A 22477-nucleotide genomic window follows, 5' to 3' on the forward strand; every position below is an offset into this window, starting at 1 on the left:
GCGAACACGAGGGAGCCCTAGTGAGCAGCGATCGGGACGGCGTCTACGTCGGCGACAACGCGGCGGAGGACGACGACGACTGGTCCGACGCCCCCGACTACACTCCCCCGTCCTGGTACGTGCAGTCGGACGCCCCGGCGGCTCCGGGCGATGCCCCGGTCGGCACTCCCGCCGCCGCACCGGCTGTCGCGCCCGCCCAGGGGGCCGACGCGGCCGCCCAGGCGCCCGCGACCGCACCGGTGCCGCCGGCGCCGTCCGTCCAGGCCGGGGCGCAGCACGTCCCGTTCCCGCTGCCGACCCCGGCCGCGACGCCCGAGCAGCAGGCGCCCGCCGCGGCCTGGCCGACGGCGGAGGCGCTGGCCCAGCCGGTGCCCGCGCAGCCGTACCCGGCCCCGACGCCTGCGGCGGGCCCGCAGCCGGGACCGCCCGCCCCGCCGCAGAACTTCGCGCAGCCGCCGGCCCAGCCGGTGCCCGCGCAGCCTCAGCCGCAGCCGCAGCCGCAGCCCCCGGCGGTCCCGCAGAACCCCCAGGTGCCTCAGGCTCCGCAGGACCCGCAGGACCCGCAGGTCACCTGGGATCCGCAGGCCGCCTGGGCCGCCCAGCCGCCCGCCGCCGCACAGCCGCAGCCGCAGCCGGTCCAGCCGCAGCCCGCGCAGCCGGGACCGCCCGCCCCGCCGCAGCCGGTCCAACCGCAGCCCGCGCAGCCGGTCCAGCCCCAGGCCGGCCCGGTGGACCCGCGCCAGAGCGGCTGGCCGCAGCCCGGTGCCTACCCCCAGCCGGCCGCCTTCCAGCCGCAGCCCGGCCAGCCCCCTCAGCCGGCTCAGCCGGCTCAGCCCGGCCAGCCGCAGCAGCCCGGCCCCGGGCAGCCCTGGCCGCCGCAGGGCGCCGCCGCGCAGCAGCCCGCCGCGTTCCAGCAGGCGGCCGCCCCGCAGCAGACCGCCCACGGCGCGCCGCTCGGCTACACCGCCGCCGTCGAGCTGTCCTCGGACCGGCTGCTGCGCAGCCAGCCCAAGCAGCAGCGCCAGCAGCCGCGGTTCCAGTTCGGCGGCAAGGCCGCGGCGGCCGAGAAGGCCCGCAAGCTGGAGATCATCCGCACCCCGGTGCTGAGCTGCTACCGGATCGCCGTGATCAGCCTCAAGGGCGGCGTCGGCAAGACCACGACCACCACCGCGCTCGGCGCGACCCTGGCCAGCGAGCGCCAGGACAAGGTGATCGCGATCGACGCCAACCCGGACGCCGGCACCCTGGGCCGCCGGGTCAAGCGCCAGACCGGCGCGACCATCCGCGACCTGGTGACGGCCATCCCGCACCTGCGCAGTTACATGGACATCCGTCAGTTCACCTCGCAGGACCTGAACTCGGGCCTGGAGATCCTGGCGAACGACGTCGACCCGGCCGTCTCGACCACGTTCAACGACTCGGACTACCGCCAGGTCATCGACGTGCTGGGCCGCCAGTACCCGATCATCCTGACCGACTCCGGCACTGGCCTGCTGTACAGCGCGATGCGCGGGGTGCTGGACCTCGCCGACCAGCTGATCATCGTCTCCACCCCCAGCGTGGACGGCGCCTCCAGCGCCTCGACCACGCTGGACTGGCTCTCCGCGCACGGCTACGCGGACCTGGTGCAGCGCAGCATCACGGTGGTCTCCGGGGTGCGCGAGACCAGCAAGATGATCAAGATCGAGGACATCGTCGCGCACTTCCAGACCCGCTGCCGCGGCGTCGTCGTGGTGCCCTTCGACGAGAGCCTGGCGGCCGGGGCCGAGGTCAACCTCGACATGATGCGGCCCAAGGTCCGCGAGGCGTACTTCGAGCTGGCCACCCTGGTCGGCGAGGACATCATCCGGGCCCAGCAGGCGGCCGCCCAGCAGGGCGGCTGGCAGCAGCAGGCCCAGCAGCAGCCCTACCAGGGCCAGGCTGCGGCCCCGCAGCCCGCCCCCGGTGCGCCGTGGGCGCCGCAGCAGGGCACGCCACGGCCGGGCTACGACTACGACTGCTATCAGGTCGGCCAGGGCCAGCCCCCGGTGCCCGCGCCGGACGGCTACCAGCCCCCGCCGCCGCCCGGCTACGGCTATCCGCCCGCCCAGGGCCAGCCGCCGGCTCCCGCGCCGCCGGCCACGCCGGACGGCTACCAGCCCCCGCCACCGCCCGGCTACGGCTACCCGCCCGCCCAGGGCCAGCCGCCGGCTCCCGCGCCGCCGGCCACGCCGGACGGCTACCAGCCCCCGCCACCGCCCGGCTACGGCTACCCGCCGCAGGCACCGCGACAGTGACGCACGGGAAGCGCCCGCCCCATCAGGCGGGCCCTTCCGGCATCCCCAGGGCTCAGGCGCCCCGTCGCTGCGCTCGCTCAGACGCCGTCGGTCAACTCGCGGGCGCGCTTGACGTCGTCGGCCATCCGGTCCAGCAGCGCCTCGATGGAGTCGAACTTCTCCATCCCGCGCAGGTAGGCCAGGAAGTCCACGGCCACGTGCAGCCCGTACAGGTCCAGGCCGACCCGGTCGATGGCGTACGCCTCGACGGTGCGGGCGGTGCCGTCGAAGGTCGGGTTGGTGCCGACCGAGATCGCCGCCGGCATCCGCTCGCCCTCGGCGGTCAGCCAGCCCGCGTACACCCCGTCGGCCGGGATCGCGCTGTGCGGCACGGTCTCCACGTTGGCGGTCGGGTAGCCCAGCTCGCGGCCGCGCTGTGCGCCGCGCACCACCTCGCCCTCGACCCGGTGCGGGCGGCCCAGCACCTCGTTCGCCCCGGCCATGTCGCCGGTCTCGACCAGCCGGCGGGTCAGACTGGAGGAGAACGGCTCGCCGTCCCCGGCGGTGCCGCATACCTGCAGGTCCACCACCTCGACCTCGAAGTCGTCCGCCCGGCCCAGCTCGGTGAGCAGCGCGACGTCCCCGGCGGCCCGGTGCCCGAAGCGGAAGTTGGGGCCCTCGATGACGACCCGGGCGTGCAGCGCGTCGACCAGCACCTGCTGGACGAAGGTCTCCGGGGCCTCCTGGGAGAACTCGGTGGTGAACGGCAGCACCAGCACCGCGTCCACGCCGAGTTCGGCGATCAGCTCGGCCCGGCGCGGGTGCGGCGCGAGCAGCGGCGGGTGGCTGCCCGGGCGGATCACCTCGCGCGGGTGCGGGTCGAAGGTCACCACGACCGCGGGGATGCCGAGTTCGCGGGCCCGCTCGACCGCCCGCCCGATGATCAGCTGATGTCCACGGTGCACCCCGTCGAACGAGCCGATGGTGACGACGCTGCGTCCCCAGTCACCGGGGATCTCCTCCAGGCCACGCCAGCGCTGCACCCGACCGCTCCTTGTTCCGTACGGTACGTACCCTCGGTACGCTCAAACGCTCAAAACCCGAACCCCTATAGCGTGCCATGCGCCTGCCCCGGCTCAGGCACCGGAATGGGGGTTGAGCGCACCGGCGCGCACAGAGCCCGCGCGGGTGCGGTCCGCTCGGCCTCGGCGGCGGCGTGCTGCGGGTCGCGCCCGGCCGTCACCAGGGCCCGCATCCGGGCCAGTCGGGGGCCGTCCGGGGCGGTCGGCGCGGCGTCCCGCGGCCACTGGGCGAGCAACCGGGCGAAGGCCGCCGAGCGCCCGGCGCAGCGCACCAGCAGTTCGTCCGCGTCCGCCAGCCCGGGGGTCACCCGGGCCAGCACCGCCCGGGCCCGGGCGGGCTTCTCGGCCGCGCAGTGCGCGGCCAGGTGCTCGACGGCGGCGAGCAGCACCGCCGGGTCGGTCTCGGCGGCGAGCAGGGTGTCCAGCAGTTCGCAGCGCAGCGCGTCCGCCGCCGGGTCGACCACCGGGACGGACAGCACCTCGGCGAAGGGCCGGCGGACCACCGCCGTACGGGCGGCCAGCGCGGCGCCCAGCAGTACCCGCAGCCCCAGCCGGGCGGCCGGACCGTCGATCGCGGCCCGCGCGAGTTTGCGGCCCAGGTAGTCGACGGCGACCGGCCCGGCCAGCGCCGGGTGCCCGCGCAGCAGCCGGGCGGCCAGTTCGGCGCCGCGCCGGGCGGCCACCGGGGTACGGGCGTCGGCGAGCACCCGCAGGGTCTCGGCGGGGGCCGCGCCGGGGGCCGCCAGCCGGTCGGCGAGCGCGGCCAGTACGGGCTCCGGGTCGCTCTCCAGGGCCGGGGCCAGCGCCCGCGGGGTGAGGAAGGCGTCCCCGCCGGCCCGGTGCAGGGCGAGCGCGGCGTCCAGGTGCTCGGCCCTGGTCGACGGGTCCCCGACCAGCAGGGCCAGGGCGGCGCCGTGCAGGCCCGGTTCGTCCTCGCGGGCGAGCAGGGTCAGCGCGGTGAACCGCAGCAGGTCGGCCCCGGCACCGGCCGCGTACGGGGCGGTCCGCAGCGCGTGCACCGCGGCCGCGACGTGCCGCTCGGGCCGCCGGTCGTGGCCCCAGCGGTCCACCGCGCGGCACAGCGCGGACGGCTCCTCGGCGGCGAGCACGGTGAGCAGCGCGTCCGCCCTCGGGTGCGCGGCGTCGGCCAGCGCGTCGGCCAACTCGTCCAGGGCGAGCCGCCGGTGGGCGTACAGCAGGTCGTGGGCGAGGTCGGCGGCGGTCCGTCCGGGGCGGCCCGGCAGACCGTCGGGGTCGTCGAACCAGGCGCAGAGCAGCGGGAAGACCGCGACCGGGTCGGCGCGCAGCCGCCCGGCCACCGCGCGGAGGAAGCGCTGCTGCGGGCCATCGGCGGCCACCAGGCGGCGCAGCAGGGCGAGTTCGACCTCGACGGGCAGGCCGAGGCCGGTCCAGAACGCCGGGCCGAAGCGGGCCGCCCCGTCCAGCGCCTCCCAGCCGCCCGCGTCGGCGGCCCGTTCGGCGATCCGGCCGGCCAACTGGTCCAGCAGCGCCCGGTGTTCGGCGGGGTCGGGACTGGCCGCCAGTCCGGCGGTGAGCAACCGGGCCGCCCACCAGGCGGGTTCGCTGCCCGGCGGGCGCAGATCCAGCGCGCGCCAGATCCGGTGCAGCCACGGGTCCAGGGCGGGCGCGCCCCAGGTCTCGGCGATCCGGCGCAGTGCGGCGGCGACCGGGCCGCTCCGGTGCCGGGGGACGGAGTTCACCACGGCGGGCGGGGCCGGGGTGTCCTCGGCCTCGCCGAGCAGCAGCCGCAGCGCCGCGTCCAGGTCCAGGTGCAGGCCCTGCAGCCAGTCGGCGAACTCCCCGTGCGCGAAGCGGAAACCGGGCCCGGCGGGGACGAACAGCCCCTCGGCGAGCACCGCCGTGGCCCAGCCGCCGTCGACCGGGAACAGCTCCTCGAACGCCTCCCGGGCCAGGCCCCCCGGCTCCTCGCCGAGCATCCGCCGGGCCGCCTCGTGCACCCGCCCGGCCACCGCCGCCGCGAGCCGGCGCACCCGCCCCTGACGCGCTCCCTCGGGCCGGGCTGCGCCCCGGCGGTGCGCGCCCGGGCGGCGCGGTCGGCCGTCCTCGGCCAGCCGCTGGGCCACCCGCAGGCAGCGCAGGTCCAGGTAGGCGCCGAACAGCTCGCTGCGGCGCGCCGGTTCGTCGTGCAGGCCCTGGGTCCACAGTTCCCCGGCCAGTCGGACGGCCAGCGGGTGCCGGGCGTCCTCGGCGGCGGGCGGACGGCCCGGCGGCAGCCCGTACCGGCGGCGCACCCGCTCGGCCGCCTCGGCGGGCAGCGGGCCGAGCCGGTGCCCGGCCAGGCTGGGCCCGCCGGGGCCGCCGCCGTCCATCCGGACGGTGGGGGCGCTGGCCAGGTCGCCGTCCGGGCCGGGCTCCGCCAGGTGCCGCGGGCCGTCGGCGCCGTTCCCCCAGGGCTCGGCGGCCAGCCGCTCCCAGAGTTCCTCGCCGCAGGCGGTCAGCAGCCGCGCCCCGCAGCCGGTCAGCCACTGCCCGGCGCCGCGCAGCCAGCGCGGGTCCAGCTCGGCCGGGGCCTCCTCGGGGCCGTCCAGGACCACCAGCAGTGGGCGTCCGGCCGCCGCGCAGAGCGCCGCGACCGGCTCGGGCGCGGGCGCCGGGGTGCCGAGTTCGGCCGCCGCGGCGGCGAGCGCCCGCTCCACGGGTTCGGCCAGCGAGCGGTCCTCGGCGCGCAGGTCGGCGCCGCGCAGCCAGAGGGTGGGCAGCGGCCGGGCGCCGCCGCCGCGACGGGAGGCCAGCGCGGCCAGTTCGGTGGAGCGCCCGCTGCCGGGGGCGCCGACCAGGGCGGTGACGGTCGCCGTCGGCTCGTCCCCGGCCAGGCCGTCCGACCGGTCCACCCGGTCCGCGGCGAGCCCGGCCACCCGGTCCGGCCCGGCCCCGGCGGCGGCCAGCTGGGCGCCGGTCAGCCGCAGCACCCCGGCCAGGTTGAGCGCCGGACCGTACGCGGGCACCGCCGCCGCGTTGCGTGCCAGCAGCCCCGCCAGCGCCTCGGCGACCACCGTCCCGCCCCCGGCGGGGACGGCCGGCAGCGCCCCGCCGTGCTGCGGGCCGCGCAGACAGGGCACGGCCACCGCGACCACGGCGCCGCTGCCGGCGTCCAGCACCGGCGAGCCGGCCGGCACCGCGACCCCGCCGAGCACCGGCACGTCCAGCAGCAGCACCCCGGCCGGCAGCTGCCCGCCGTACCCCGCGCCGCCGACTCCCAGCAGCCCGCAGCACAGCGCGACCGCCGCTTCGTCCTCCCCGGTGAGCGCGGGCACCAGCACCTCGTGCCCGGCCCCCACGGCGGCCACCGGCAGCGGCGGCACCGGCAGTCCGCCGACCCCGTCGGTGCGCAGCAGGGCGAGCCCGTGCTCGGGCAGCGGCAGCACGGCGTCCGGGCCGAGCACCCGGGTCTGCCCGCCGGGGGTGTGCAGGACGACCCGGTCCAGGCCCGCCACGGTCTCGTGCGCGGTCAGTACGTCGCCCTGCGGGTCGGCGACGAACCCTAAGCCGTGCAGCCTGCCGTTGAGGTCCCGGATCCGCAGCAGGTACCGCCCCGGATCGCCCTCCAGAAACCCCGGCATGAATGCTCCCTCGACCGTCGCTCGCTCGCCGCCGGGAGCCTGCCCGCCGAAGCGGCGGCCCGACCGCTCCCGCGCCGCTCACCACGGTCTTTCACCTCGCGCGCTCCCCCGCAGGGGTGACCCCTCTGTTCGAGTGAAGGGGCCCCCAAAGGTGAAACCCCCGCCGGGAGGACGGGGGTTTCACGAGGCTTGAAGTCCGACTCAGCCGACGAACACCGCCACCGGCTTCGCCTGCCCGCCCTTCTCCTCGACCAGGGCGAGGAAGCGCCCGTCCGGTCCGAACACCGCGATCGGCCCGTCCACGCCCAGCCCGGGCGCCTTCAACCGCGCGCCGTGCGAGAGCTTCTCCGCCGAGGCCTCGTCCAGGTCCCAGCGCGGGAAGGCGGCCGCCGCGGCCGCCGCGATCGGCAGCACCTCCAGCCCCGCGGCGGAGTCACCGGTGACTGCGGCCTCGAGCTGCTCCAGGGTGCGCGCCGACTCCACCGAGTACGGCCCGACCCTGGTGCGCCGCAGCGCGGTCAGGTGCCCGCCGACGCCCAGGTCGGCGCCCAGGTCGCGGGCCAGCGCCCGGATGTAGGTGCCGGAGGAGCACTCCACGGTCACGTCCAGGTCGATCACCGGTGTGCCGTCCTCGGCGACCGCCGCGCGCTGCTCGTGCACGGTGAAGGAGTGGATCGTGGTCGGCCGGGCCTCCAGTTCGAAGTCCTCGCCCTCGCGCACCCGCGCGTACGACCGCTTGCCGTCGATCTTGATCGCGCTGACCTTGGACGGCACCTGCATGATCTCGCCGGTGAGCGTCGCGATCCCGGCGTCGATCGCCTCCCGGGTGACGGCGTCGGCCGGGGTCGAGGAGGTGACCTCGCCCTCCCGGTCGTCCGTCACGGTGGTCTGGCCGAGCCGGATGGTCGCCTCGTACGTCTTGGCGGTCAGCATCAGGTGGCCGAGCAGCCGGGTAGCCCGCTCGACGCCGATCACCAGGACGCCGGTGGCCATCGGGTCCAGCGTGCCGGCGTGCCCGACCTTCCGGGTCCCGGCCAGCCACCGCAGCTTGGCGACGACCCCGTGGGAGGTGATGCCCTCGGGCTTGTCGACGATCACCAGGCCGTCCGGGCCGGTGCCTTTGCGCTTCATCGAGTTCTTTCTCTAAACCAGCGATTGCCAGCGATTGATTCTGGGGGGCGAGATGCAGAAAGATCAACGCGGGATGATCAACGAGGGGGTCGCAGCGCGCTCCGGAACCGCTCGACCACCGCGGCCACGTCCTCCCGGGCGCTGAACCCGGCAGCGAAGATGTGCCCCCCGCCGCCCAGTTCGGCGCAGGCCGCGGCGACGTCCACCGCGCCCTTGGAGCGCGAGGAGCCGCGCAGGGTGCCGTCCGGGTCCTGCTTGAGCACCAGCGCCACCTCGGCCTCGGCCGGCCGGCGCAGGATGTCGATCAGTCCCTCGATCTCCTCGACCGTGACGCTGAACAGCGCCAGGTCCTGGTACGGCACCCAGGTCCACACCAGGCCCAGCCCGTCGGCCGCGTCCGGCTCGTAGACGGCCCGGTCCAGCGCGGCCGCGAGCACCTTGAGGTAGCCGAAGGAGGAGGTGTCCCACAGCTGCCGGGAGATCAGGTCGTGCCGGATGCCGGTGGCCAGCAGCCGCCCGGCGAGCTCGTGGGTCGCGGGCGTGGTGGCCCGGTACTTGAAGGAGCCGGTGTCGGTGGCGACCCCGGTGTACAGGCACGTGGCCAGGTCCTGGTCGAGCTCGACGCCCAGCCGGCGCAGCAGTTCGTCGACCAGCACGGCGGTGGCCGGAGCGGTCGGGTCGATCAGCTGGTGGGTGCCGAAGCCCGGGTTGGAGGCGTGGTGGTCGAACACCACCAGGACGGGTGCGGCGAAGGCCTTGTCGTGCAGCAGCCCCAGTCGGCTCTGCGCGGCCACGTCGAAGCAGAGCACCAGCTCGGGCACGTCCGGTACCTCGGCGGCCGGCACGATCAGCTCCTGGCCGGGCAGGAACGCCAGCGACTCCGGCACGATCTGCGGGTCGTCGCCGAAGGAGACCCGCACCTGCTTGCCGAGCGCTCGCAGCGCCAGTGCCGCCGCCAGCGAGGAGCCCAGCGCGTCGCCGTCCGGGCAGATGTGGCAGATCAGATCGATCGAACGGGCCCGCCCGATCTCCGCCACCACCTGCTGCCAGAGCAGCTCGAAGCCGCTCTCCTCGGCGCGCGGCCCCGGGAGCGCCACAGGGGCACCCTCCACCGTGCTGGTGGAGGACGCCCCCGTGGTCGATCCGGCTCGCGAGGCGGCCTGAGCCGACTCACCCGCCATGACTACTCGTCCTCGTCGTCACGCTCGGACGCCGGCACCCGGTACGGGTCCGCGTCGCCGGCGTAGGTCGCCCCCGCGGCCTGGGTGCGCACCGCGGCGTCGGAGGTCCGGGCCCGGTCGAGCAGGTCGTCGATGTTCCGGGCGTTCTCCGGCAGCGCGTCCGCGACGAAGGTCAGCGACGGGGTGAAGCGCACCCCGGTCTGCTTGCCGACCTCGGAACGGAGCACGCCCTTGGCGCTCTCCAGCGCGGCCGCGGTGGCCTGGCGCTCGGTGTCGTCGCCGAAGACGGTGTAGAAGACGGTGGCCTCGCGCAGGTCGCCGGTCACCCGGGTGTCGGTGATGGTCACGAACCCCAGACGCGGGTCCTTGATCCGCCGCTCCAGGGTCTGGGCGACGACCACCTGGATGCGGTCGGCGAGCTTGCGCGCCCTTGCGGTGTCGGTCACGTTGCCTCCTCGTGCAGTGGGCCCGGCACCCGGGCGAGCTGCGCACCCGTCGGGGCCCACGCCCCAAAGTACCGGCCCGCGCCCGGCCTTGCGGGCGCTCTGGGTCCTGATCTGTGTGAGAACGGCGACTTCCGTCGACGGGCTCCACAGCGGTCATTCATCGTCGTCGTTGTGGTACCTCCTCCTCGCGGAGAGGAGCTGCACCTCGGGGCGGCCGGCGACCAACCGCTCACAGCTGTCCAGGATCTCGGTGACGTATCCGGCGTCGCCGGACACCACCGCGAGGCCGATCTCGGCCCGGCGGTGCAGATCCTGGTTCCCGGTCTCGGCAGCGCACACGCTGTACTTGCGCTGCAGTTCGGCCACGATGGGCCGCACGATCGAACGCTTCTCCTTGAGCGAGTGGACGTCGCCCAGGAGCAGGTCGAAGGTGAGTGTTCCCACGAACATGTATGACAGGTCTCGCCGACCTGGAAGGCCTCGGGGGCGTACGGTCCGGAACCGGACTGACGCCGCGACATCTGACTACCCCGGACCCTACACAGCGAGACCGGGGCCGGTCGACGGAAATACCACCCGTCGACCGGCCCCGGTGACCAGCGACTACGCGCGCGGCTTCTCGCGCATCTCGTAGGTCTCGATGATGTCCTCGACCTTGATGTCGTTGAACGACCCCAGGGTCACACCGGCCTCGAAGCCCTCGCGGACCTCGGTCGCGTCGTCCTTGAAGCGGCGCAGACCCTCGATGGTGAGGCTCTCCGCCACGACCTTGCCGTCGCGCAGCAGGCGGGCCTTGGCGTTGCGGCGGATGATGCCGTCGCGGACCAGGACACCGGCGATGTTGCCGAACTTGGAGGAGCGGAAGACCTCGCGGATCTCCGCGGCGCCGAGGCGCACCTCCTCGTACTCCGGCTTGAGCATGCCCTTGAGGGCGTTCTCGATCTCCTCGATCGCCTGGTAGATGACCGAGTAGTACCGGACGTCCACGCCTTCCTTGTCGGCCGCGGTACGCGCACGGCCTTCGGCGCGCACGTTGAAGCCGATGATGATGGCGTCCGAGCCCATCGCCAGGTCCACGTCGGACTCGGTGATGGCACCCACACCGCGGTGCAGGACCCGGAGCTCGACCTCCTCGCCCACGTCCAGCTTGACCAGGGCGTCCTCAAGGGCCTCGACCGAACCGGAGACGTCACCCTTGATGATGAGGTTGAGCTGCTCGATGGAGCCGGCGGCGATGGCCTTGTCCAGGTCCTCCAGGGACACCCGGACCCGACGCTGCGCGAAGGCGGCGTTGCGGTCGCGGGCCGAGCGCTTCTCGGCGATCTGGCGGGCGGTGCGGTCCTCGTCGACGACGATGAAGCTGTCGCCGGCGCGGGGCACCGAGGTCAGACCGAGCAGCAGCACCGGGCGGGACGGGCCGGCCTCGGAGAGGCTGTTGCCGTTCTCGTCCAGCATCGCGCGGACGCGGCCGTAGGCGTCGCCCACGACGATCGAGTCGCCGACGCGGAGCGTACCGCGCTGCACCAGCACGGTCGCCATGGCACCGCGGCCCTTGTCCAGGTGCGCCTCGATGGCGATACCCTGCGCGTCCTGCTCCGGGTTGGCCCGCAGGTCCAGCGAGGCGTCCGCGGTCAGGACCACGGCCTCCAGCAGCTGGTCGATGTGCAGACCCTGGCGCGCGGAGATGTCGACGAACATGGTGTCGCCGCCGTACTCCTCAGCCACCAGGCCGAACTCGGTCAGCTGACCGCGGACCTTGGTCGGGTCGGCGCCCTCGACGTCGATCTTGTTGACGGCGACCACGATCGGCACACCGGCGGCCTTGGCGTGGTTCAGCGCCTCGACCGTCTGCGGCATGACACCGTCGTTGGCCGCGACCACCAGGATCGCGATGTCGGTGGACTTGGCACCACGGGCACGCATGGCGGAGAACGCCTCGTGACCCGGGGTGTCGAGGAAGGTGATCGGACGCTGCTCGCCGTTCACCTCGGTGACCACCTGGTAGGCACCGATGTGCTGGGTGATGCCACCGGCCTCGCCGGCCACCACGTTGGACTTGCGGATGGCGTCCAGCAGGCGGGTCTTACCGTGGTCGACGTGACCCATGACGGTGACGACCGGCGGGCGCGGGGCCAGCTGGTCCTCGTCGCCCTCGTTCGCACCGAAGTCGATGTCGAACGACTCCAGCAACTCGCGGTCCTCGTCGTCCCGGCTGACGATCTCCAGCTGGAAGCCCATCTCGCCGGCCAGCAGCTCGAGGGTCGCGTCGGAGACCGACTGGGTCGCGGTGACCATCTCACCGAGGTTGAACATGACGGAGACGAGCGCGGCCGGGTTGGCGTTGATCTTCTCCGCGAAGTCCATCAGCGAGGCGCCGCTCGACAGGCGAACGGTCTGGCCGTTGCCGCGAGGCAGCATCACACCGCCGACGGACGGGGCCTGCATGGCCTCGTACTCCTGGCGCTTCGCCCGCTTCGACTTGCGACCGCGAGCCGGGCGACCACCCGGACCACGACCGAAGGCGCCCTGCGTGCCACCACGGGCACCCGGGCCGCCGGGACGACCGCCGAAGCCACCGGGACGCGGGCCGCCGAAGCCGCCGCCGCCACCGGGAGCACCGCCACCCGGACGCGGGCCGCCGAAGCCGCCGCCACCGGCCGGACGCGAGCCCGGACCGGCCGGACGACCCTGGAAGCCGGGACGGGCACCGCCCGGAGCACCCGGACGACCGCCGGGGCCACCCGGACCACGGCCACCCGGACCCGGACGCGGGCCGGCCGGACGCTGCGGCATCATGCCGGGGTTCGGACGCGGCATGCCGGACGGGGTCGGGCCGCCGGGACGCGGCGCGGCCGGACGCGGCATGCCGTCGGGACGGGGGGCACCACCCGGACGGGGGGCACCGGCACCCGGCGCACCGGCCGGACGCGGACGGTCGCCACCCGGACGGGGGGCACCGGCACCCGGCGCACCGGCCGGACGCGGACGGTCGCCACCGGGGCGCGGACGGTCGCCGCCCTGGGCGCCCGGAGCACCCGGACGGCCACCCGGCGCGCCCGGACGGCGGTCGCCGGGGCGGGCCATGCCGGTCGCGCTGCCCGAGGTGAACGGGTTGTTGCCCGGACGCGGGCCGGCCGGACGCGGGCCCGGACGGGCGCCGCCGGTCTGACCGGCCGGACGCGGGGCCTGGGCGGCCGGACGCGGGGCGTCACCGGCCGGAGCCGGCGAGGAGAACTCGGCCGCGGGCGCGACCGGGGCCGCCGGAGCGGCGGGACGCGCGGCCGGGCGCGGGCCCGGGGTCGGCGCGCCCGGACGCGGGGCGGCGGGGGCGGCCGGCGCGGCGGGAGCCGCAGCGGCCGGGGTCGGACGGGGACCAGGGGTCGCGCCAGGGCGCGGACCCGGGGTCGGGGCACCCGGCTTGGGTGCACCCGCGGCACCTGCCGCGGGCTGGGGCGCCGCGGTCTTCCGCGGGCCCGGCTTGGCAGCGCCACCACCGGTGGGGGACACACCAAGCGCGTCAGTCAGCTTGCGCACGACCGGCGCCTCGATCGTCGAGGACGCCGAACGGACGAACTCACCGAGCTCGGTGAGCTTGGCCATGACGGCCTTGCTCTCCAAGCCAAGCTCCTTGGCGAGTTCGTAAACCCGGACCTTAGCCACTTCACTCCTGTCTATGAGTCCGGGGGTCTCGTCCGCCGGACTGTCGCTACTTCATGGGCGTACCCATCGCGTACTCATCGCGTACTCATCGAGTGCTCATCGCAATCTCGACCTACTTCCACATCGCGAGGTACCTGACTGGTGGCACGGCGCGCGGCTGCCCGAACGCTGTGCTTGTTGCGGTGGTTCTCCGCCGCGGTGAGCGGCGGCCGTCACGGAAGGTGGCCCGTCTGAGAGGCTCCACCTGCCCGCTCCTCGATGAACTCGCGGAGCCGCTCCGTGTCGAGCGCCCCCTGGAGCCGGAAGGCCCGGGGAAACGCCCGACGGCGGACCGCGAGGTCGAGGCAGGCCGAATCGGGATGCAGGTGTGCGCCCCGGCCCGGCAGTGCACCACGGGGATCAGGGACGCAGACGCCCTCGACCGCCGTGACACGCAACAGCTGGTGCTTGGCCGCGCGCTTGCGGCAGCCCACGCAGGTGCGTTCCGGGCGTGCTCGGACATGCGTCCGGCCAGACGAAGGCAAGTCTACCCCTCCGAAGCGACATGGCGCCGCCCCGCAGATCCGGAGGACCGGCGGGGACGACTACGACAACACCGACCACTGGGTGTCCGCCACCCGTTTTCCTATTCGGGGCGACCGCTGTCCTCGGTCTGGCCCTCGGTGTCCGGCCGGATGTCGATCCGCCAGCCGGTGAGGCGCGCGGCCAGGCGGGCGTTCTGCCCCTCCTTGCCGATCGCCAGCGACAGCTGGTAGTCCGGCACGATCACCCGTGCGGAGCGCTGGGCGGCGTCCACGATCTCCACGCTGGTCACCCGTGCGGGGGACAGCGCCGCGGCGACCATCTCGCGCGGGTCCTCGGACCAGTCGACGATGTCGATCTTCTCGCCGTGCAGCTCACCCATCACGGCGCGCACCCGGGAACCCATCGGACCGATGCAGGCGCCCTTGGCGTTCAACCCGGCGCGGCGCGACCAGACCGCGATCTTGGTCCGGTGGCCGGCCTCACGGGCGATCGCGGCGATCTCCACGCTGCCGTCCGCGATCTCCGGGACCTCCAGCGCGAACAGCTTCTTCACCAGGCTCGGGTGGGTGCGCGACAGCGTCACCGACGGCCCGCGGACGCCGCGGCGCACCGCCACCACGTAGCACTTCAGCCGGGTGCCGTGCCGGTAGTCCTCGCCCGGGACCTGCTCCTGCGGCGGCAGGATGGCCTCCAGCTTGCCGATGTCGACCAGCACGTTCTTCGGGTCGTTGCCCTGCTGGACGACACCGGTGACGATGTCGCCCTCCTTGCCCGCGTACTCGCCGAAGGTCTGGTCGTCGGCGGCGTCGCGCAGGCGCTGCATCATCACCTGGATGCCGATGCTGGAGGCGATCCGGCCGAAGCCGTTCGGGGTGTCGTCGAACTCCTTCGGCTCGACGCCCTCGTCCAGCTCCGCCGGGTCCTCCATCGCCCACACCGTCACGTGGCCGCTCTTGCGGTCCAGGTGCACCCGGGCCCGGCGGCGCGAGCCCTCAGTGCGGTGGTACGCGGTGAGGAGGGCGGACTCGATGGACTCGACCAGCAGGTCGAAGGGGATGTTCTTCTCGTTGACCAGCGTGCGCAGGGCACTCATGTCGATGTCCACGGCTACGCCTCCTCGTCTTTCGTCACGTTCATCATGGTCGTACGGCGGCCGGCTCACTCGGCGCCGTCGTCCCCCTCGTCGAAGTCGGCGGCCTCGTCCAGGAGCTTCTCGTCGTCCTTGCGGTTGAACTCCACCTGGACCCGCGCCCGGGCCACCTCGCCGTACTCCAGACGGCGCTCCTTCGGACGGCCGCGCCCCTTCACCGGCTGCACCTCGACCAGCGCGCCGTCCTCGTCCGCCTCCAGCACCCGGGCGACGATCTCCCCGCCGTCGACCAGGTGGATCTTGGCGAGCCGGCCCTCGGCGCGCTGCCAGTGCCGGGGCAGGACCAGCGGACGCTCCGCACCCGGCGAGCCGACCTCCAGCAGGTAGGGCTCCTCGCCCATCAGATCCGACGCGTCCAGGGCCTCACCGACCACCCGGCTGAACTCGGCGATGGTGTCCATGTCCACGCCGCCGTCCGTGTCGACGTCGATCTGCACCTGCCGGCGGCTGCCCGCCTTGGTGACCTTGACGTCCTCCAGGTCCAGTCCGGCCTGCGCGGCCAGCGGCTCAAGCAACGCGCGCAGCCGGTCGGTGTGGGTGGTGCTCATCCGGGTGGACTCCTCGGCCGCGTCTGCTGTTGTCAGAAGGTCGCCCCGCGCCCTCCGCGCCCCACGGGCGCACACCGGGTCGCGGCAGCTCGGCCCAAAGCCTAGCCGGTGAAGCCGCGAACCACCGATTCCGGACCTCCCCCGACCAGCCGGACGCCACCCACTGCGAGCAAGCTCACACCGCCCCACCCACCACACCCCACCCCCGATCCCCACCCACAATCGTGGGGGTTCTGCGAAGATTCAGGCCAACGAGGGCAGGCGGGGAGGCCGTCCTCCCGTACACGCCCCGGAGTGACCCCGATGCAGCCGCACAGCCGACGGACCTTCCTGGCCCTCGGGCTGATCACCCTCACCACCGCCTGCACCGGCTCCCCGGAGTTCGACCCCCGCAGCGACGTGACGCCCGGCAACAAGGGGCCCGGCCCCGATTTGGACGACCCCGCCCGCCTGCGCGCCATCGCCGCCACCGACACCCTGCTGGCCGCGTACGACGCCGCCCTCGCCACCCCCGGCGCCCAGACCGCCCTGCTCCACCCCCTCCGCGCCGACACCGTCCAACACCGCGCCGCCCTCGCCTACGGCATACCCGCCGCCTCCGTCCCCCCGGCCCCCACCCCCGCCACCCCGGCGGCAACCCCCACCCACACCCCCGCCACCCTGGCCGCCCTGGAACGCCAGACCGCCCAGGCCCACCTCACCGACCTCGGCACCGTCCAGCCGCCCCTCGCCCGCCTGCTCGCCTCCGTCGCCACCTCCAACACCCTGCACGCGGCCGCCCTCGGAGCCCCCCTCGACGACCAGGCCACCCCGACCACTCCCCCGTCCCCCTCCGCCACCCCCACCCCCGGCACCTCCCTGCCCGCCCTCCAGAACGCCCTCAGCGCCGAACACGCCGCCGTCTACGGCTACGGCGTCGTCGGCGCCCACCTCCCCGAAGACCAACAGCGCGCCGACGCCCGCACCTTCTACGCCGCCCACCAGTCCCAACGCGACGCCTGGCAGCGCCTCCTCACCACCCTCGGCGCCACCCCCACCCCCGCCGCCGGCGGCTACCAGCTCCCCTTCGCCGTCACCGACGCCCCCACCGCCGCCAAACTCGCCGCCCACCTGGAAACCCGCCTCACCGCCGTCTACGCCGACCTCGTCGCCGCCCTCCCCGCCCCCCAACGCCCCACCGCCGCCACCGCCCTGCGCGACTGCGCCCTCCGCGCCCACCACTGGGGCGCCCCCGACACCCCCTTCCCGGGCATCCCGGAACCCGTCCCCACCCCGACGGCCACGCGCCAGAGCTGACACAGGAGGACGGGCGCGCAGGGCGAAGCCCGCGCGCCCGCGACGCAACCGCCCCACCCCCGGAAGCGCCCCGCGCCCACCCTCCCGAGCGCCCACCCCCACACAAACACCCCGCGCCACTGACCTGCGATTTCACCTCCATCCCCGACAATGGACAGGCCACCCCCAAGGGAGCATCAACCGGAAGGCCGGGCATGTCGGGAAACGCACCACACATCACCATCCCCACCTGGCTGACCAACAGCGTCACCGCCGCCCAAGGCGAGGAAGGCCGCCGCTGGCTGGCCACCCTCCCCGAGACGGCGGCCGCCCACCTGGCCCGCTGGAACCTCACCCTCGAACGCACCCTGGACCCCGGCGGCAGCCTCAGCCTGATCAGCTACGTCCACCGCGACGACCTCTCCCCCGCCGTTCTCAAGACCGGTCTGGTCACCCCCGAGACCGCCCACGAGCACACCGCCCTCACCCACTGGGCCGGCCGGGGCGCCGTCCTCCTCCTCGACGCCGACCCCGCCGAGGGCGTCCTCCTCCTGGAGCGCCTCCACGGCGAGATCCCGCTGCGCTCCCTCGCCGAGCCCAAGGCCATGCTGGAGGCCACCAGCCTGCTCCACCGCCTCTGGGTGGAGCTCCCCGACGGGCCCGCCCCCTACCCCACCCCCGCCGGCCGGGTCACCGACACCGCCACCCGCCTCACCCGGCACCGCGACGACCCCGCCGCCACCGCCGCGCAGTCCCTGATCACCGAGGCCCTGGCCACCGCCGAGTCCCTGGCCGCCTCCGCCACCGAGACCTTCCTCCTGCACGGCGACTTCCACCACGGCAACGTCCTCGCCGCCGACCGCGCCCCCTGGCTGGCCATCGACCCCCGCCCGCTGGCCGGCGAGCGCGCCTACGACCTGGCCCGCCTCGCCCTGGACCGCGCCGACACCCTGATCGGCTCCCCCGGTGCCCCCGCCGCCGTCCGCCGCCGGCTCCACCAACTCGCCGACGCCCTCGACGTCGACCAGGACCGCCTGCGCGGCTGGACCCTCTTCCGCTCCGTCGACCTGGCCCTCCGCGCCCTCGCCGCAGGCCGCCACGAAGACGCCGAGCTCTACCTGGAGTTCGCCGGGCACCTCTAGAAAGCGCCCCCGTCACAGGACACCCGCACGAGCCTCCCGGGCTAAACCCGCCCACCCCCGAGCACCCGCAGAGGCAACCGCGCCCCCATCACCGCGTACAACCGGTCCGTCGCCGGAAACCGCACCGCCCGGGCCAAGTCCTGGTATCCCAACGCCCGGTACAGCCGCCGGGCCGGCGTCTCCGCGTCGATCGCCGACAGGATGCTCCGGTCCAGCCCCGACGTCTCGCACAGCATCCGGATCAGCCGAGTCCCGACCCCCTGCCCCTGGAACTCCGGCAGCACGTGCAGCTCGGTGACCGCGAAGACCCCGTCCAGCCAGTCCCCGTACCCCCGGGCGGTCAGATAGGGCTCGATGATCGTGCTCCACCAGTGCTCCCGCTGGTTCGGCATCCCGTACCCGAACCCGACCAGCCGTCCCCCGCTCATCGCCCCGAACGCGATCACCCCGGGCTGTTGGGCGTGCCGTCCCACGATGTGCAGCCGTACCGCGACCTCCTCGGGCGTGAGGCCGAACGCCACCGCCTGGACCTCCAGCGCCTGCGGCGCCCAGTCCGCAAGGTCGATGGCCCCGATCGTCACCCCGGTCAGCTGATCCATGCTCCGGACGTTACTACCAGCGGCCCCGTGGCGCGGCCGAAGATCAGAACCCGACGCCCGGCGAACCGCGCCACAACAGCGCCCCCCACTGGAAGCGCTCGGAGAAGCACCCGCAGAGCGCTCGGAGAAGCATTCAGAACAGCACGCTCATGAACGCCCCGACCTCCTGGAACCCCACCCGCCGATAGGCGGCCCGCGCCCGCAGGTTGAAGTCGTTGACGTACAGCGAGACCACCGGCGCCACCTCCCGCAGCGCGACGTCCAGCACCGCCGCCATCCCGGTCTCGGACAGCCCCTGCCCCCGGTACTCCGGTGCCACCCAGACGCCCTGGATCTGGCAGGCCCCCTCCGTCACCGCCCCGATCTCCGCCTTGAACACCACCTGCCCGTCGTCCGTGAACCGCGCGAACGACCGCCCGGTGGAGACGAGTTCGGCCACTCGGGCCTGGTAGAGGAGCCCGCCGTCCCCCGCCAGCGGCGACACCCCCACCTCCTCGGTGAACATCGCCACGCACGCGGGCATCAGCGTCTCGACCTCGTCGCGCCGCACCCTCCGCACCAGCGGGTCGGGCGCGATCTCCGCCGACGGCGAGGAGGTCGCCAACAGCGGCTGGTGGCCCCGGACTTCACGGGCCGGCCCCCAACTGCGCTCCAGCAGCGCCCAGAAGGCGGCGGTCGCCTCGGCCAGCCCCACGATCGAGGAGCAGCGCCGCCCCTGCCGCCGGGCCCGCTCGGCGAAGGCGGCGACGGCCTCCGGTCCGGCGTTGACCAGGACGAGGTTCGCCCCCGCGTAGCACATGGCGTCCAGCACGCCGCCCCCGTCGTACCAGCCCCACATCTCCCCACCCAACCGCCACGGGTCCAGCCCGACGGCCTCGACCCGGGTGGCGACGAAGGCGTTGCCGACCGGGTCGCGGTGGAGGATCTCCAGGGCGTCCGCGAGATCCGACGGTTCCAGCACGCGGGTGGTGGCCAGGGCCCGGACGGCCTGGAAGGAGCTGGGGAGAATCACACCTCGATCGAGCATCGAGACCGCACCTCACTGAGACGACTCTGGCCGCACCCTACTCCGTGGCCCCACCCGGCTACGGCTGCGGGGCCGTCCGCGAACGGACGGCCCCGCTTCCGGAAAACTGCGCTGCAGTTGCGTTCGGGCCGGACGTGTCCGGCCCGGACGGTCACTCCGCGGCGACGACGGTCGGCGAACCGGCCTCGACGCCCTCCTCCTGCATCTGCTCGGCGAGCTTGAGCGCCTCCTCGATCAGGGTCTCGACGATCTTCGACTCGGGAACGGTCTTGATCACCTGCCCCTTGACGAAGATCTGGCCCTTGCCGTTGCCGGAGGCGACCCCGAGGTCGGCCTCGCGCGCCTCGCCCGGGCCGTTCACGACGCAGCCCATGACGGCGACCCGCAGCGGTACCTCCATGCCCTCCAGCCCGGCGGTGACCTCCTCCGCGAGCTTGTAGACGTCGACCTGGGCGCGACCGCAGGACGGGCAGGAGACGATCTCCAGCCCGCGCTGGCGCAGCCCGAGGGACTCCAGGATCTGGGTGCCGACCTTGATCTCCTCGGCCGGCGGAGCCGACAGCGAGACCCGGATGGTGTCGCCGATGCCCTCGGCGAGCAGCGCGCCGAAGGCGACCGCGGACTTGATGGTGCCCTGGAAGGCCGGCCCGGCCTCGGTCACACCGAGGTGCAGCGGGTAGTCGCAGGCGGCGGCGAGCTGCCGGTAGGCCTGGATCATCACGACCGGGTCGTTGTGCTTGACCGAGATCTTGATGTCGCGGAAGTCGTGCTCCTCGAACAGCGAGCACTCCCACAGCGCGGACTCGACCAGCGCCTCCGGGGTGGCCTTGCCGTACTTCTCCAGCAGGCGCTTGTCGAGCGAGCCGGCGTTGACGCCGATCCGGATCGGTACCCCGGCGTCCTTGGCGGCCTTGGCGATCTCACCGACCTTGTCGTCGAAGGCCTTGATGTTGCCCGGGTTGACGCGCACGGCCGCGCAGCCGGCGTCGATCGCCGCGAAGACGTACTTCGGCTGGAAGTGGATGTCGGCGATGACCGGGATCTGCGACTTCTTGGCGATGATCGGCAGCGCGTCGGCGTCGTCCTGGGAGGGGACCGCGACCCGGACGATCTGGCAGCCGGACGCAGTGAGCTGGGCGATCTGCTGCAGCGTCGCGTTGATGTCCGAGGTGACGGTGGTGGTCATCGACTGCACCGAGACGGGGGCGTCACCGCCGACCGGCACGTTGCCGACCATGATCTGCCGGGAGTAGCGCCGCTTGGCCAGCGGCTTGAGCGGCAGGGACGGAATACCGAGCGAGATCGCGGTCATGTGCGCAGGGTTCCCCGGGGTTGAGGTGTGGTCGACCGCCCGGCCGCTGGGACGGCCGGGGCCGGGCGCGCTGACGATCGCGCACCCGGCCTCCACGGTACGGCACGGTCCGGGCCCCCAGCACACCCGCCGTCCCTGAAGGCCCTAGCCGATCTTCACCGGGTTCACCAGGTCGGCGACCATCACCAGCAGGGTGAAGCCGATGAAGACGCTGGCCACGACGTAGGCGACCGGCATCAGCTTGGCGACGTCGAAGGGGCCCGGGTCGGGCCGGCGGAACATCCGTGCGAACCGGCGGCGGACGGCCTCCCAGGCGGCGCCGGCGATGTGGCCGCCGTCCAGCGGGAGCAGCGGCAGCATGTTGAACAGGAAGAGCGACAGGTTGATGCCGGCCAGCAGATTCACGAAGATCGCGACCCGCTGGGTGGCCGACTCGTCGAGGGAGAAGACCTCACCGCTGACCCGGGCCGCGCCGACCATGCCGATCGGTGAGTCCGGGTCGCGCGGGGCGTCGCCCACGACGGCGTTCCACAGGCCGGGGATCTTGCCGGGCAGGGCGGCCAGCGACTTCACGCCGTTCTCCGCCATGTCGGCCATCCGGTCCACGGACTGCCCGAAGGTCTGCTGGACGGTTTCCCTCTTGGGGGTGAACCCGAGGAACCCCGCCTGGACGGTCTGGCCCTTCACCGGCACGCCGTTGCCGTCGTACTTCTGCACGTCGTTGACGGCGATGGTGGGCGTGAAGGTGACCCGCTGGCCGCCGCGCTCCACGACGATCTCCACCTTCTTGCCGGCCGACTTCCGGATGTCCGCCTGGAGCTGGTCGTAGTCGCGGATCCGGTCGCCGTCGAAGGAGAGCACCTTGTCCCCCTGGCGCAGGCCCACCTCGTTGGCCGGGGTCTTGGGCGCGTCGGCGGGGCACACGTCGGTGGGCTGGCCGGCCTTGACGACGCACGCGGCCACCGAGCCGATGGTCGGCACCGGCATCGAGACGCCGAAGCCCATCATGACGGTCAGGAACAGCCCGAACGCCAGGATCAGGTTCATGAACGGCCCGGCGAACATGACGATGATCCGCTTCCAGGGCTTGCGGGTGTAGAACAGCCGGTTCTCGTCACCCTCCTGGAGCTCCTCGTAGGAGGCCTCACGGGCGTCCTCGATCATGGTCCGCCAGGGCGAACTGCTGCGCTTGGTGATCCGGCCGTCCTCGCCCGGCGGGAACATCCCGATCATCCGGATGTACCCGCCGAACGGGATCGCCTTGATGCCGTACTCGGTCTCGCCCTTCCGGCGGGACCAGATGGTCGGGCCGAAGCCGACCATGTACTGCGGCACCCGGATGCCGAACAGCTTGGCCGTGGAGAGGTGGCCGAGCTCGTGCCAGGCAATCGAGATGAGCAGCCCGACCACGAAGACCAGGATGCCGACCACCGTCAAAACCGTTGCCACCGCTGGCCCTCCGTCATGCTGCTCCGCTCATCGTCTCGTCGTACCGCGTTTCGTGCCGCGCCGGGAATACCGCCGGTGCCGCGGGCCGGTCCG

General features: G+C 74.1%; 17 protein-coding genes. 3 read left to right on the top strand and 14 right to left on the bottom strand.

The window, feature by feature from the left end:
- The first annotated feature begins 20 nt into the window (after positions 1 to 20).
- The gene (locus ACH4E7_RS36125; RefSeq protein ID WP_396253421.1) at positions 21 to 2276 is read left to right on the top strand and encodes a MinD/ParA family protein; all 2256 of its coding nucleotides are present in this window, start codon (positions 21 to 23) and stop codon (positions 2274 to 2276) included.
- Between the two features lie 77 nt (positions 2277 to 2353).
- On the opposite strand, the gene ACH4E7_RS36130 is transcribed toward ACH4E7_RS36125, so the two are convergent.
- From ACH4E7_RS36130 to rimP, 10 genes are all read right to left on the bottom strand, one after another.
- The gene (locus ACH4E7_RS36130) at positions 2354 to 3298 is read right to left on the bottom strand and encodes a bifunctional riboflavin kinase/FAD synthetase (RefSeq protein WP_396253422.1); all 945 of its coding nucleotides are present in this window, start codon (positions 3296 to 3298) and stop codon (positions 2354 to 2356) included.
- A 65-nt stretch (positions 3299 to 3363) separates the two neighbouring features.
- Positions 3364 to 6939, bottom strand: a complete 3576-nt coding sequence (locus ACH4E7_RS36135) for a serine protease (protein ID WP_396253423.1) — start codon at positions 6937 to 6939, stop codon at positions 3364 to 3366.
- A 201-nt stretch (positions 6940 to 7140) separates the two neighbouring features.
- Positions 7141 to 8070, bottom strand: a complete 930-nt coding sequence (truB, locus tag ACH4E7_RS36140; protein WP_396253424.1) for a tRNA pseudouridine(55) synthase TruB — start codon at positions 8068 to 8070, stop codon at positions 7141 to 7143.
- Positions 8071 to 8147: 77 nt separating this feature from the next.
- Positions 8148 to 9167 (bottom strand): bifunctional oligoribonuclease/PAP phosphatase NrnA, encoded by a 1020-nt coding sequence (locus ACH4E7_RS36145; RefSeq protein ID WP_396253425.1) that lies wholly within the window; start codon positions 9165 to 9167, stop codon positions 8148 to 8150.
- Between the two features lie 86 nt (positions 9168 to 9253).
- On the bottom strand, positions 9254 to 9697 hold the full coding sequence (gene rbfA / locus ACH4E7_RS36150) for a 30S ribosome-binding factor RbfA (RefSeq protein ID WP_396253426.1): 444 nt from the start codon (positions 9695 to 9697) through the stop codon (positions 9254 to 9256).
- A 153-nt stretch (positions 9698 to 9850) separates the two neighbouring features.
- Complete coding sequence (locus ACH4E7_RS36155) at positions 9851 to 10147, bottom strand: DUF503 domain-containing protein (protein ID WP_196949803.1); 297 nt, start codon at positions 10145 to 10147, stop codon at positions 9851 to 9853.
- 153 nt (positions 10148 to 10300) lie between these two features.
- Complete coding sequence (gene infB, locus ACH4E7_RS36160) at positions 10301 to 13357, bottom strand: translation initiation factor IF-2 (RefSeq protein WP_396253427.1); 3057 nt, start codon at positions 13355 to 13357, stop codon at positions 10301 to 10303.
- A gap of 212 nt (positions 13358 to 13569) precedes the next feature.
- A complete protein-coding gene (locus tag ACH4E7_RS36165) occupies positions 13570 to 13881 on the bottom strand; it encodes a YlxR family protein (protein WP_396253428.1) in 312 nt (103 codons plus the stop codon).
- A 101-nt stretch (positions 13882 to 13982) separates the two neighbouring features.
- Positions 13983 to 14987, bottom strand: coding sequence for a transcription termination factor NusA (nusA, locus tag ACH4E7_RS36170; RefSeq protein ID WP_355674583.1), 1005 nt, complete (start codon positions 14985 to 14987; stop codon positions 13983 to 13985).
- 53 nt (positions 14988 to 15040) lie between these two features.
- On the bottom strand, positions 15041 to 15580 hold the full coding sequence (gene rimP, locus ACH4E7_RS36175; protein WP_396253429.1) for a ribosome maturation factor RimP: 540 nt from the start codon (positions 15578 to 15580) through the stop codon (positions 15041 to 15043).
- A gap of 303 nt (positions 15581 to 15883) precedes the next feature.
- Between rimP and ACH4E7_RS36180 the strand changes: the two genes are divergently transcribed.
- On the top strand, positions 15884 to 16876 hold the full coding sequence (locus ACH4E7_RS36180; protein WP_396253453.1) for a ferritin-like domain-containing protein: 993 nt from the start codon (positions 15884 to 15886) through the stop codon (positions 16874 to 16876).
- 194 nt (positions 16877 to 17070) lie between these two features.
- On the top strand, positions 17071 to 17997 hold the full coding sequence (locus ACH4E7_RS36185) for an aminoglycoside phosphotransferase family protein (protein WP_396253430.1): 927 nt from the start codon (positions 17071 to 17073) through the stop codon (positions 17995 to 17997).
- A gap of 41 nt (positions 17998 to 18038) precedes the next feature.
- Here the strand turns inward: ACH4E7_RS36185 and ACH4E7_RS36190 are convergent, their stop codons facing one another.
- The 4 genes from ACH4E7_RS36190 to ACH4E7_RS36205 all read right to left on the bottom strand — a co-directional run bounded on the left by ACH4E7_RS36190 (position 18039) and on the right by ACH4E7_RS36205 (position 22384).
- The gene (locus ACH4E7_RS36190; protein WP_396253431.1) at positions 18039 to 18596 is read right to left on the bottom strand and encodes a GNAT family N-acetyltransferase; all 558 of its coding nucleotides are present in this window, start codon (positions 18594 to 18596) and stop codon (positions 18039 to 18041) included.
- 133 nt (positions 18597 to 18729) lie between these two features.
- Positions 18730 to 19623 carry a GNAT family N-acetyltransferase gene (locus tag ACH4E7_RS36195; protein ID WP_396253432.1) on the bottom strand — a complete coding sequence of 298 codons (894 nt, stop codon included), beginning with the start codon at positions 19621 to 19623 and terminating at the stop codon, positions 18730 to 18732.
- Between the two features lie 151 nt (positions 19624 to 19774).
- Entirely contained in the window at positions 19775 to 20935 is a 1161-nt protein-coding gene (gene ispG / locus ACH4E7_RS36200) for a flavodoxin-dependent (E)-4-hydroxy-3-methylbut-2-enyl-diphosphate synthase (protein WP_355674588.1), read from the bottom strand.
- Positions 20936 to 21079: 144 nt separating this feature from the next.
- Positions 21080 to 22384 (bottom strand): M50 family metallopeptidase, encoded by a 1305-nt coding sequence (locus ACH4E7_RS36205; protein WP_396253433.1) that lies wholly within the window; start codon positions 22382 to 22384, stop codon positions 21080 to 21082.
- Positions 22385 to 22477: the final 93 nt, after the last annotated feature.

It is taken from the genome of Kitasatospora sp. NPDC018058, assembly GCF_044327205.1.
In the GTDB taxonomy this organism is placed as follows: domain Bacteria; phylum Actinomycetota; class Actinomycetes; order Streptomycetales; family Streptomycetaceae; genus Kitasatospora.

Bases quoted from the DNA above. Each gene is read 5' to 3' on its own strand.
- ACH4E7_RS36190 (WP_396253431.1), bottom strand. From the start codon at position 18,596: ATGGATCAGCTGACCGGGGTGACGATCGGGGCCATCGACCTTGCGGAC.
- ACH4E7_RS36135 (WP_396253423.1), bottom strand. From the start codon at position 6,939: ATGCCGGGGTTTCTGGAGGGCGATCCGGGGCGGTACCTGCTGCGGATC.
- ACH4E7_RS36155 (WP_196949803.1), bottom strand. From the start codon at position 10,147: ATGTTCGTGGGAACACTCACCTTCGACCTGCTCCTGGGCGACGTCCAC.
- ACH4E7_RS36185 (WP_396253430.1), top strand. From the start codon at position 17,071: ATGTCGGGAAACGCACCACACATCACCATCCCCACCTGGCTGACCAAC.
- truB (WP_396253424.1), bottom strand. From the start codon at position 8,070: ATGAAGCGCAAAGGCACCGGCCCGGACGGCCTGGTGATCGTCGACAAG.
- ispG (WP_355674588.1), bottom strand. From the start codon at position 20,935: ATGACCGCGATCTCGCTCGGTATTCCGTCCCTGCCGCTCAAGCCGCTG.
- rimP (WP_396253429.1), bottom strand. From the start codon at position 15,580: ATGAGCACCACCCACACCGACCGGCTGCGCGCGTTGCTTGAGCCGCTG.
- ACH4E7_RS36180 (WP_396253453.1), top strand. From the start codon at position 15,884: ATGCAGCCGCACAGCCGACGGACCTTCCTGGCCCTCGGGCTGATCACC.
- ACH4E7_RS36195 (WP_396253432.1), bottom strand. From the start codon at position 19,623: ATGCTCGATCGAGGTGTGATTCTCCCCAGCTCCTTCCAGGCCGTCCGG.